This window comes from Sporosarcina sp. G11-34, assembly GCF_026931025.1.
Genome location: NZ_JAHNZW010000003.1, coordinates 318,015 through 329,573, shown reverse-complemented (window position 1 = coordinate 329,573; position 11,559 = coordinate 318,015). Strand labels below are relative to the sequence as shown.

Here is an 11,559-nt window from a genome sequence, read left to right as displayed (position 1 = left end):
AAGTTTCACATTATCGTTCGATTGGGAGATGGACCTTGAAAGTCGTCCCCTCACCAAGAATACTTTCTACATTTACGGTGCCACCGTGCGCTTCTACCAAATGCTTGACGATAGCAAGTCCAAGCCCCGTACCGCCGGAATTTCGGCTTCTTGCACGGTCTACGCGGTAAAACCTTTCAAATAGTCGGGATAGCTCTAAAGGAGCAATGCCGATTCCTTCGTCTTTCACTGCAAGTGACACCCGATTAGTCGATTCAGTTACAGATATTGTAATTGTCTTATTATCTTTCGAATACGTAATCGCATTCGATAATAAATTCACCATTACTTGGATTAACCTGTCCGCGTCACCTTGAATAATGACTTCGTTCGTTATATCTAAGAAGATATTCATTTTTTTCTGTGCCATATTTCCGGATACAATTTTCAATGCATCATTGATAACGCTTCTTAAATTAACAGGGGCGAGCTCAAGCGAAAATGCGTCCGTCTCCATTCCAGACAAAGCAAGAAGATCATCAACAAGTAATTGAAGTCGATTCCCTTCTTTTTGAATGATTTCAAGAAATTCTTTTAACACTTCTGGCTCTTCCATTGCTCCGGCCAATAACGTTTCAGTAAATCCTGTTATCGATGTAATCGGTGTGCGAAGTTCGTGGGAAACATTTGCAACGAAATTTTTCCTTACTTCTTCAAGCAGTCTTAATTTCGTAATATCATGCATAACGACTACGATCCCTAGCCAATTGCCATGATGCCCAATTACGGGTGCACCATAGACGTTTACATAGGAGGGCGTCACTCCACCTCGTAGACGAACTTGTTTATCATTAGCTTGTTCTGTCATGAACACACTTTCTATAAGACTTTCAATTTCAACGGGCAAGCCAATGTCATTAAATGTTTTCCCAACAATTTTTTCCGAAGTGAATCCAAAAGTTTCTCGAAACACGCCATTCACAAGATTGATGGCACCTTCACGACCAATCATTAAAAGAGCGCTTCCCATACTTTCCACAAGTGTATTCAAACGTTCTTTTTCCATCATTTTCGTAACTGACATTTCTTGCATCGTATTGGCTATCTTTTTTATAGCTACGGTCAATTCAAGATCTGGATTATGTTCGTTCGTTGGCATACTTATCATGTAGTCACCACCCGCAACTCGCAAGGCCGTTTCGGTTGCATCGTCTATTGGTTTAGCGTATTGAACCATCATTCTCGCAGCCATAAGAAACGAAAGGATAAAGGCAATTAATAAAATTAAAATTAAAAATCCAATATAACTTTTTTGTAATTCAGGATTCGCATGTTCCCCGAATAAAGGGAAAAACTGACCTAGGACAAGACCAAGGCCAGTAAGCAATAATAAAAGAAGGACTGTGCAAGCAATTAGAAGACGTCTGTAAAGACTTTTCTTCATACTTTTTGCTCCTCAAATTTATAACCAATACCCCGAACCGTTTTAATGAACAGTGGTTTTTTTGTATTCACTTCAATTTTTTCACGCAGATGACTAACATGAACATCCACAATCCGAGTATCCCCCACGAAATCGTAATTCCAAACTGCACTTAGTAGTTGGTCACGTGTTAAGGCGCGATTTTTATTTTGTACCAAATAGACAAGTAACTCAAATTCTTTCGGGGTAAATTCAAGTTCAGAGTCGTTTAAATATGCTTGATATCGATCCAAATCAATCGTCAATGCACCAGATTTAAGTAACATAGCGGAATTATCATTATTACTTGGACGATCCGCACTACGTCTTAAAACTGCATTGACTCGTGCAACTACTTCCCGTGGACTAAACGGTTTTGTCATATAATCGTCGGCACCGATTTCAAGACCATGTACCTTGTCAAATTCATCACCTTTTGCTGTTAACATAATAACTGGAATATTACTACCGGCTTGGCGTAAAGACTTACACACTTCAATTCCATCCATTTTAGGCAACATTAAATCCAATAAAATTAAATCTGGTTTTTCAGAGGATGCTTTTAAAATGGCTTCTTCCCCATCTTCAACAAGTATCGTTTCGAATTGCGCTTGTTTCAAATTGTAGTCTAGTAATGTCCGAATAGATGGTTCATCTTCAACAATAAGTATTTTTTTCTTTTCTAATGTCAATGTCTTCACTGGCTCCTATTCAAAAGTTATCTGCTACCTAAGAAGTGAGTCAATCTACTGTTTCGGCGGGATAACTGTTACCGTTCCGGAAATCACAATTTCTTCTTGCTCATTATGCGCTTCGACTCTTACTACAATTCGGTTATTTTCTTTATCTACTTGAGCTACTTCTAAAAGAAAATCGATGGTTGAATAATGATAAACAGTTTTTTTAAATGAAAGATGTTGTTCGACAACATGTGAACCAGGGCCCGGTAAATACTTTGAAGTTGCTGAAGTGATTATTCCAGTAAGCATAATTGATGGAACAATAGGTTTTGCATAACTTGTTTGAGATGCAAAGTCATGCTGAATGTAAAGTGGATTTGCATCATTAGTTAGTCCGAGATAAAGAAGTAAATCCTTATCTTCAATTTTTTCCGTCAGCTTTAATCGTTCTCCAACTGTAATGTCTTCAATTTTTCTTCCAAGACGTCTTTTCTTTCCTAGAATCAACGCGATTCCCCCTTTTCTCATCTTGTAAAAAAAACCGAGTAGCTTTAGCCACTCGATTCAGTATTAGTTATACAAGAACTTTCATTACTGCTTTAACGGATTCAGCAGAATTAGCTAATGCCGCTTTTTCATCTTCAGTCAACTCAAGTTCAATTATTTTTTCGATACCACCCGCGCCAAGTACAGTCGGAACACCAATATAAATTCCATCAAGCCCATATTCGCCTTCAAGGTATGCAATCGAAGGAAGGACACGCTTCTGGTCTTTTAAAATTGCCTCAGCCATTTCAACAAGTGAAGCAGCGGGAGCGTAATAAGCGGAACCGTTGCCTAGAAGGTTAACGATTTCTGCGCCACCTTTACGTGTGCGATCTACGATTTCTTCAAGCCGTTCAGCTGGAATCAATGTTTCAAGTGGAATGCCACCTGCATATGAGTAGCGGATAAGTGGAACCATATCATCGCCATGCCCACCTAGTACGAAGCCCGTAACGTCTTTGACAGACAAGTTAAGTTCTTGCGCAACAAATGTACGAAATCGTGCTGTATCAAGAACACCGGATTGACCGATTACACGTTCTTTTGGGAACCCGGATTCTTTGTATACCGTATATGTCATTGCATCGACTGGATTCGTCAATACAATAATTGTTGTGTTCGGAGAATGTTTAACAATTTCACTCGTTACGATTTTCATGACTTTTTGGTTCGTCTGAACTAAATCGTCACGACTCATACCTGGTTTACGTGCAATACCAGCTGTGATAATAACAATGTCAGAGTCTTTTGTATCCGCATAATCCGAAGTTCCAATGATATTCGCGTCAAAACCTTGAACTGGTCCAGCTTCCATCATGTCAAGCGCTTTTCCTTTTGTTGGATTTTCCATTTGCGGAATATCTACGATCACTACGTCGCAAAGCTCCTTTTGAGCTAAAAGAAAAGCCGTAGTTGCACCTGTGAAACCAGAACCAATTACTGAGACCTTTTTCCTCTGCATTGTCATAAGAAAACTCCCCTTTTATTCATATGTATAAGGGGGACAGAGCCCCCTTCGTTCAATTAGATAATTAAAAATCAATCACACCTTGGAATGATTGCGTCCAGATTTTTTTTAGCCGGAAAGGTTATCCCCCACTAAATAAAATTAAAGGTTTTTAATTAGTTCATTTGCAAATTCTGAAGTTTTTACTTCTGTTGCGCCATCCATTAGACGTGCGAAATCATACGTAACTACTTTAGATGCAATTGTTTTTTCAATTGAATCTTCAATCATTTTTCCAGCTTCATTCCAACCAAGGTGGTTAAGCATTAACACACCAGAAAGTAGAAGTGATGATGGGTTAACTACGTCAAGACCAGCATACTTCGGCGCAGTACCGTGAGTTGCTTCGAAAATAGCATGTCCTGTTAAGTAGTTAATGTTCGCTCCAGGAGCAATTCCGATTCCGCCTACTTGTGCAGCAAGTGCATCAGAGATGTAGTCACCATTCAAGTTCATTGTTGCAACAACATCAAACTCTTTTGGACGTGTCAAGATTTGTTGTAGGAAGATATCAGCAATTGCTTCTTTAACGATAATCTTGCCAGCAGCTTCAGCTTCAGATTGTGCTTTATTTGCAGCGTCCGAACCTTCAGCGTCTTTGATTTGATCGTATTGCCTCCAAGTGAATACTTTATCGCCAAATTCTTCTTCAGCAACTTCATAGCCCCAGTTAGCAAATGCGCCTTCCGTGAACTTCATGATATTCCCTTTATGGACAAGTGTTAATGATTTACGTCCTTCTTTGATAATATATTCAATTGCACCGCGTACAAGACGTTTTGTACCATCTTCTGAAATTGGTTTAATTCCGATTCCTGAAGTTTCTGGGAAACGAATATTTTTAACGCCCATTTCATTTTGGAGGAAATCGATTAATTTCTTCGCTTCGTCTGTACCTTTTTCATATTCAATTCCTGCATAAATATCTTCTGTGTTTTCACGGAAAATAACCATATCACAGTCTTCTGGACGTTTTACCGGTGAAGGAACACCATCAAAATAACGAACAGGACGTACGCAAGTATAAAGATCCAACTCTTGACGAAGTGCAACGTTCAATGAACGGAATCCTCCACCGATTGGTGTTGTAAGTGGTCCTTTAATAGCGATTAAATATTCGTCAATTGTATTAAGCGTTTCTTGTGGAAGCCATTCGCCAGTTTCGTTGAATGCTTTTTCACCTGCAAGAACTTCTTTCCAAACAAGTTTCCTTTTACCTTCGTAAGCTTTATCAACAGCAGCTTCAAGAACACGTGACGCCGCATGCCAAATATCTGGACCCGTACCATCACCGATAATAAATGGAATTACCGCGTGATCTGGAACATTTAAAACACCGTTTGTTACTGTAATTTTTTCACCGTTAGTCATTAATATTTCCTCCCAATCTCAAAATCATAGGGCAGACATATAATTATGCTGCCCCACTTTATTTTCAGTTTTTATCGTTCGTTAATTGGTACATACTTTTGCATGCCAGGTCCATTGTAATCTGCACGTGGACGAATTAACCTGTTGTTTGCATATTGCTCAAGAATATGTGCAATCCAACCTGATATACGGGAAACCGCGAAGATTGGTGTGAACAAATCATGGTCAATATCTAAAGAGTGGTAAACAGATGCCGAGAAGAAGTCTACGTTAGCTGGCAAGTTCTTTTCGCCTGTTACCATTTCTTCAATTTTAATAGACATGTTGTAGTATTTCTCTTCGCCACGAAGTGTCGTTAATTTCTGTGACATTTCACGAAGATGCTTCGCACGTGGATCACCTTTACTGTACACACGGTGACCAAAGCCCATGACTTTTTCTTTATTGTCCAACTTTTCTCTGATGTATGGTTCTACGTTTTCCTCTGAACCAATTTCCATCAACATTTTCATAACTTGCTCGTTTGCCCCACCGTGTAGTGGACCTTTAAGCGCCCCAATAGCAGCTGTGACGCCCGAATACATGTCAGAGAGCGTAGCCACACAAACACGTGCCGTAAATGTAGATGCATTTAGCTCGTGGTCAGCATGAAGAACAAGGGCTTTGTCGAAAGCTTCAATAGCAATCGCTTCTGGCTCTTGTCCTGAAAGCATGTAAAGGAAGTTCGCAGCGTAGCCAAGTTCAGTTTTTGGTGCAACTGGCTCTAATCCTTTGCGAATACGTCCAAATGCAGTAACGATTGTAGCAATTTTTGCTTGTAACATAATCGCTTTTTCGTAGTTTGCTTCATCAGACATATCTTCTGCTTTTTCATCGTATAATCCTAGAAGAGATACTGCCGTACGAAGTGCAGCCATCGGATGTACCTCTTTAATTGGATATGTTTTAAAGTGGTTAAGTACTTCTTGTGGAACTGCCATGTTATCTGCAAGTTGTTTTTTCAACTCCGCAAGTTCGTCCTCTTTCGGTAGACGTTTGTGCCATAGAAGATATACAACTTCTTCAAAGCTTGCGTTATTTGCAAGATCGTCAATATCATAGCCTACATATGTAAGAGTGTCATCAATAATTGAACTAATTGCTGACTGTGTAGCTACGACTCCTTCCAACCCTTTGGTCGATGTCATAAAATTCGCTCCTTCTTTTTCAGCGCAGTCGTTCTTTCCATAAAAAAAGGCAGAAAGACGACCTGTCTGCTAGTAAAGTAAATCATCTTAAAAACGCTTACAGAATTCATTATAATCAATTTTGTCGGCTTTGTGAATACAAACGCTTATTTTGTTTTAATATGTGTGAAAGGAAGGCTCCAATGACACCTAGTGACGACAAACTTCAGACAATGAATTACATCGTTTTAAAATGGATTCCCGTATTATTAACAGCTATATTGATTTTTGCGGTTCCTCCGGTAGCCATCGCTATCATCTTAGCATACTTCACTACACCAATCTTATATGCGGTTCGTTCTCTTTCTAAACTTCCTCTTACAATCGCGACTTTGTTTGTCATGTTTTTGTTAATGCTTATGACAAGTGCTTTTACGTATATTGCGTTGCACGGAATTATCGATATCGTGCCAGCCGTCGAGAGACATCTAACTCCTTTTACAAAAAACACAGATGTTGCTGGAAAAGTACTTACCTTTTTGGAAGGTAAAATCATTCAATACGGACAAGCTTTGCTTGAGTATGCTGTCACAACCATACGGACCATTTTCCAACATCTGCTAAGTCTATTCATATTTCTGGTCGCTTACTTTTTTGCCTTAAGAGAATCTGGGAAAGACCGCTTTTGGTTTCTTGTCTATTTCCCTGTAAAAATTCGTTTGTCTGCAAAAAAAATGTTAACCGGAGCCGGTAAACTCATCGGAACTTTTATTTTTGTTGAAGTACGTTTGATTTTTTTAACTTTTTTTATTTTGTCCATCGGTTTTCTTTTTTTAAGGTTCGAGTCACCTATTGGAACAGCTTTTCTAATTTCACTTGTTGATAGTCTGCCGCTTTTCGGTGTCGGCCTTTTCCTCATTCCAATGGCGGCTTTTTTTCTCCACTCAGGTAACTACTACGTAGGTGTATCACTTATTTTACTTTACGTATTTACACTTATAACACGGCAAATAGCGGAGTCATACATGTATGCCTCTACATTTCAACTTAAGCCTGTCCATGCATTTCTAATTATGGCCAGTTCATTTTATTTGTTTGGTTTGGTAGGTATCTTATTGACACCCTTTCTTTTATTCGCAGCTCTTAAAGTGAAAACTAATCCACTTTTCACCTCAGAATGATTTGCCCGCTTTTCATTTTCTTGAAAATCCACCGATGAATGAATGGTCTAATTACATTTCTTGGCCATTTAAAAAGTAATAAAATTCCGAAGAAATCTGTAATGAAACCCGGCATAATAAGGAGTAAACCACCTGCAAAAATACAAACACTATCGATGAGCGCATCTCCCGGAGTTTCCATAGTCGACATGCGTCTTCTCATCTCGTTCCATGCTTTTACTCCCTGCCTTTTTGCAAAATAGGCACCACCAATCCCAGTGATAAGGATAATTGTAATTGTTGGTAGTAAACCAATCGATTGACCTGAATAGATTAGTAAAGCAAGTTCCGCCGTAGGGATGCCTATAAAAGCGAGTACAAGCCATTTCAAAATAGATTACCTCCCGAAAAAAGCTACTCGCCGAATATTTCCGGGAGCAGCCATTTTTTTAAAGTACGCTAGCATGTCCATTATAAATAACACCGGATTCGGCGTCCATTGTAATGTCGTTGCCATGTTTAATGAGTTCAGTAGCATTTTCAACACCAACGATTACGGGGATTCCTAAACTTAGCCCAACAATCGCACCATGACTTGTTAGTCCACCCTCTTCAGTAATTAGACCAGCACACTTTTCAATTGCTGGCATCATATCCCGGTCAGAGCCATTTGTGACAAGAATTGCTCCTTCAGTATTATGCATCAATGCCTCTTCTGCATTGTTCGCAACGACCGCGCGTCCAAATGCAACCGTCTTTCCAATTCCTTGGCCACGAGCAAGAAGATCTCCGATAACGTGTATTTTCATTAAGTTTGTCGAGCCTGCTTTTCCAACAGGAACTCCAGCAGTAATAATGACAACGTCGCCGTGACCAACATACTGATGCTTAACACTTTCCTCAATGGATTCTTCCAAAATGGCATCGATTGAAGTAACTGTACTTCCAACAATCGGGTAAATTCCCCATACAAGAGTAAGTTTCCTAGAGCATGTTTCGGAAGAAGTAAGTGCAATAATCGGGCATCCCGGTCGATACTTAGCAATCATTTTCGCTGTTTGACCACTTTGAGTCGGTGCTAAAATTGCTTTTACTTTTAAGTTGATAGCAGTATATGCCGCTGCTTGACCAATAGCATCTGTCATATTACCATGCTTTTCACGTCGACGCGTTGAAACAACCGAACGATAGTCGATGGACTCTTCCGTACGAAGTGCAATTTTTTCCATCGTACGAACCGATTCAACCGGATAAACTCCCGCTGCAGTTTCGCCTGAAAGCATAATCGCATCCGAACCGTCTAAAATAGCGTTTGCAACGTCGCTCGCTTCCGCACGTGTCGGGCGGGGATTACGCTGCATTGAATCTAACATTTGTGTTGCCGTAATGACTGGTTTTCCAGCTTGGTTACATTTCTTAATTAACTTTTTTTGTACGAGTGGAACTTCTTCCGCCGGTATTTCAACGCCAAGATCTCCCCTAGCAACCATTAAACCATCTGACACATTAAGTATTTCATCGATGTTGTCGACGCCTTCTTCGTTTTCAATCTTCGGGATAATTTGGAGATGCGCCCCGTCATTTTCTTCCAAAAGCGTGCGAATTTCCATTACATCAGAAGCTCGTCTTACGAAAGAAGCTGCAATAAAGTCAACACCTTCTCTGATTCCAAAAAGAATATCTTCTTTATCTTTGTCAGTCATTCCTGGAAGTTGAACCGCTGCTCCCGGAACATTGACACCTTTATTATTTTCTAAAACGCCTGAATTGATTACGATTGTATGAATAAGTCCTCGCTCTACACTTTTACCTGTTACTTCTAATTGAATAAGACCGTCGTCAAGAAGAATAGTTGACCCTTTATCTACATCTTCAATCAACTGATTGTATGTAATTGAGAATACATTGCTATCGCCTTTTACTTCCGTCATCGAAATATCGATAGATTGTCCAGTTACAAGATCTACATGTCCATCTTTCATAGAATGCGTCCGGATTTCTGGTCCTTTCGTATCAAGTAAAATCCCAACAACTTTACCTTGTTTCCTTGATACTTCTTTAATTCTATCGATACGCACTTTATGTTCTTCATGATTCCCGTGTGAAAAATTCAATCGCGCAACGTTCATACCTGCCGCGATAAGTTGTTCAAGAATTTCTGGTGATTCACTTGCTGGACCAATTGTACATACAATCTTTGTTTTCCTCATGAAATTGTCGCCTCTTTTCGGTTTATATAGACAGCTCTTTGGACAGCCTGTACATCATTTTATTCGACTTTTGCATTTCTTCAAAAACTTCTTGCAACTTATAGTCTATCACTTGATGATTTTTCATTCCAACTGCAACGCTCCCGCGTCCCTCTTGCAACACTTCAACGGCCCTTGCACCGTATTGACTCGCAATGACTCTGTCGCGCGCTGAAGGTGATCCTCCTCGTTGAATATGACCAAGGACAGAGACCCGCGTTTCAATTCCAGCCTTCTTTTTGATAATCTCGGCTAATGCGTTTGCGGACATGACACCTTCAGCGACGATAATAATACTATGTTTTTTTCCCCGACCTGTACCACTTTTCAAACGTTTGACGATATCATCCACATCATATTGCTCTTCTGGAATTAGAATCGTTTCCGCCCCGCCAGCAAGACCTGCCCAAAGTGCAAGGTCACCAGCGTCACGACCCATCACTTCTACAATAAATGTGCGTTCATGGGAAGTAGCTGTATCCCTTATTTTGTCGATTGCATCGATGACTGTATTCAAGGCCGTATCAAAGCCGATTGTAAACTCCGTACCATTAATATCATTATCAATCGTTGCGGGTACACAAACAGATGGGATACCTAATAAACTTAGCTCAAAAGCCCCCCTGAATGAACCGTCACCGCCTATGACGACAAGTCCTTCAACGCCATGTTTCTTTAGTTGTCGAACAGCCTTTTCACGACCTTCTGCTGTCAGAAACTCCGGGCAACGCGCAGAACGTAATATCGTTCCGCCCCGCTGAATAATATCACCTACGGAACCAAGTTGTAGAAGTTCAATCTTGCCGTCGATTAACCCTTGGTAGCCATTCATCACTCCCGCGACCTCAAGTCCTTCGTAAATAGCCTTTCGCACAACTGCACGCACCGCGGCATTCATACCCGGTGCATCTCCGCCGCTTGTCAAAACAGCAATTCTTTTCATTCAAGTCACCTCCGTTTACGTAAATAATAGTTGCGCCTTTTCTTATTCAGTGAATACACCGATTGCTCGAAACTTTTCGTATCGATTATCGACAAGTTCCGTGCCGTTCATTGATCCTAATTCTTTCAATGAATCGCGAATCGCATCACCAATATGCATAGATTGTGCTTTTGAATCACGATGTGCACCACCAAGAACTTCTGGAATAACTTGATCGATAATGCCCATTTCCTTTAAATCGGGAGCTGTAATCCGCATTGCTTCAGCGGCTTGTTTCGAAAGACTCGAGTCTTTCCATAAGATTGAAGCTGCCCCCTCAGGAGAAATAACTGAGTATGTCGAGTGCTCCAGCATATGAATGTGATTCGCTATACCAAGCGCAAGCGCTCCACCGCTACCACCTTCTCCAATAACGATTGAAATGACAGGGACAGTTAGTCCAGCCATTTCAACAAGGTTGCGTGCAATTGCTTCACTTTGACCCCGTTCTTCGGCAGCTTTCCCTGGATAAGCGCCTTTCGTATCGATTAAACAAATAATCGGGCGGCCAAATTTCTCTGCTTGTTTCATTAAACGTAACGCTTTACGGTATCCTTCTGGATGAGGCATACCAAAGTTTCTCTTTACATTTTCTTTCGTATCTTTTCCACGTTGGTGGCCAATTATTGTTATAGGTGTTTGTTCAAACGATGCGATTCCGCCTACGATTGCCGCGTCATCCCCATAGTTTCGGTCACCATGCAATTGCATAAAGTCCTCAAATAATTCGGCTATATAATCTAAAGTCGTTGGACGTTGTGGGTGTCTTGCTACTTGTACACGATCCCATGGTTCCATATTGCCGTAAATTTCTTTTTCTAAATTTTTTAATCGCTCTTTAAGCGTACGGATTTCATCTGACAAGTCGACTGTAGAGTTTTCTGTATACTCTTCCAGCTCATCTATTTTCTCGCGGAGCCTAACGATTGGTTCTTCAAATGTTAATGTTTTACCCATT

General features: G+C 40.4%; 11 protein-coding genes. 1 reads left to right on the top strand and 10 read right to left on the bottom strand.

What is annotated here, in order from left to right; translation table 11 throughout:
- Nucleotides 1-10: 10 nt before the first annotated feature.
- From pnpS to citZ, 6 genes are all read right to left on the bottom strand, one after another.
- Nucleotides 11-1,423: a two-component system histidine kinase PnpS gene (gene pnpS, locus KSU66_RS05805; protein ID WP_269050471.1), complete on the bottom strand. Its 1,413-nt coding sequence runs from the start codon at nucleotides 1,421-1,423 to the stop codon at nucleotides 11-13.
- The gene (locus tag KSU66_RS05800) at nucleotides 1,420-2,142 is read right to left on the bottom strand and encodes a response regulator transcription factor (RefSeq protein ID WP_329958777.1); all 723 of its coding nucleotides are present in this window, start codon (nucleotides 2,140-2,142) and stop codon (nucleotides 1,420-1,422) included. Before KSU66_RS05800 ends, pnpS begins: the two co-directional genes overlap by 4 nt.
- A 45-nt stretch (nucleotides 2,143-2,187) precedes the next feature.
- Entirely contained in the window at nucleotides 2,188-2,628 is a 441-nt protein-coding gene (locus tag KSU66_RS05795; protein ID WP_269050470.1) for a MaoC/PaaZ C-terminal domain-containing protein, read from the bottom strand.
- 67 nt (nucleotides 2,629-2,695) lie between these two features.
- Nucleotides 2,696-3,634 (bottom strand): malate dehydrogenase, encoded by a 939-nt coding sequence (gene mdh / locus KSU66_RS05790; protein WP_269050469.1) that lies wholly within the window; start codon nucleotides 3,632-3,634, stop codon nucleotides 2,696-2,698.
- Nucleotides 3,635-3,775: 141 nt separating this feature from the next.
- A complete protein-coding gene (icd, locus tag KSU66_RS05785) occupies nucleotides 3,776-5,044 on the bottom strand; it encodes an NADP-dependent isocitrate dehydrogenase (protein ID WP_269050468.1) in 1,269 nt (422 codons plus the stop codon).
- A 71-nt stretch (nucleotides 5,045-5,115) separates the two neighbouring features.
- On the bottom strand, nucleotides 5,116-6,231 hold the full coding sequence (citZ, locus tag KSU66_RS05780; RefSeq protein ID WP_269050467.1) for a citrate synthase: 1,116 nt from the start codon (nucleotides 6,229-6,231) through the stop codon (nucleotides 5,116-5,118).
- 182 nt (nucleotides 6,232-6,413) lie between these two features.
- On the opposite strand from citZ, the gene KSU66_RS05775 reads away from it, so the two are divergent.
- Nucleotides 6,414-7,391 carry an AI-2E family transporter gene (locus KSU66_RS05775; RefSeq protein ID WP_269050466.1) on the top strand — a complete coding sequence of 326 codons (978 nt, stop codon included), beginning with the start codon at nucleotides 6,414-6,416 and terminating at the stop codon, nucleotides 7,389-7,391.
- Here the strand turns inward: KSU66_RS05775 and KSU66_RS05770 are convergent.
- From KSU66_RS05770 to KSU66_RS05755, 4 genes are read right to left on the bottom strand one after another with little or no spacing between them, the layout of a single operon-like run.
- Nucleotides 7,378-7,761 carry an FxsA family protein gene (locus KSU66_RS05770; RefSeq protein WP_269050465.1) on the bottom strand — a complete coding sequence of 128 codons (384 nt, stop codon included), beginning with the start codon at nucleotides 7,759-7,761 and terminating at the stop codon, nucleotides 7,378-7,380. The genes KSU66_RS05775 and KSU66_RS05770 overlap by 14 nt on opposite strands.
- Nucleotides 7,762-7,819: 58 nt before the next feature.
- The gene (gene pyk, locus KSU66_RS05765; protein ID WP_269050464.1) at nucleotides 7,820-9,580 is read right to left on the bottom strand and encodes a pyruvate kinase; all 1,761 of its coding nucleotides are present in this window, start codon (nucleotides 9,578-9,580) and stop codon (nucleotides 7,820-7,822) included.
- A gap of 22 nt (nucleotides 9,581-9,602) precedes the next feature.
- Nucleotides 9,603-10,562, bottom strand: a complete 960-nt coding sequence (gene pfkA / locus KSU66_RS05760; RefSeq protein WP_269050463.1) for a 6-phosphofructokinase — start codon at nucleotides 10,560-10,562, stop codon at nucleotides 9,603-9,605.
- Nucleotides 10,563-10,604: 42 nt separating this feature from the next.
- Entirely contained in the window at nucleotides 10,605-11,558 is a 954-nt protein-coding gene (locus KSU66_RS05755) for an acetyl-CoA carboxylase carboxyltransferase subunit alpha (RefSeq protein WP_269050462.1), read from the bottom strand.
- Between the last annotated feature and the right edge of the window lies 1 nt (nucleotide 11,559).

Coding starts and splice junctions, on each gene's coding strand:
- pnpS (WP_269050471.1), bottom strand. CDS start 1,423: ATGAAGAAAAGTCTTTACAGACGTCTTCTAATTGCTTGCACAGTCCTT.
- mdh (WP_269050469.1), bottom strand. CDS start 3,634: ATGACAATGCAGAGGAAAAAGGTCTCAGTAATTGGTTCTGGTTTCACA.
- icd (WP_269050468.1), bottom strand. CDS start 5,044: ATGACTAACGGTGAAAAAATTACAGTAACAAACGGTGTTTTAAATGTT.
- citZ (WP_269050467.1), bottom strand. CDS start 6,231: ATGACATCGACCAAAGGGTTGGAAGGAGTCGTAGCTACACAGTCAGCA.
- KSU66_RS05775 (WP_269050466.1), top strand. CDS start 6,414: ATGACACCTAGTGACGACAAACTTCAGACAATGAATTACATCGTTTTA.
- pyk (WP_269050464.1), bottom strand. CDS start 9,580: ATGAGGAAAACAAAGATTGTATGTACAATTGGTCCAGCAAGTGAATCA.
- pfkA (WP_269050463.1), bottom strand. CDS start 10,562: ATGAAAAGAATTGCTGTTTTGACAAGCGGCGGAGATGCACCGGGTATG.
- KSU66_RS05755 (WP_269050462.1), bottom strand. CDS start 11,558: ATGGGTAAAACATTAACATTTGAAGAACCAATCGTTAGGCTCCGCGAG.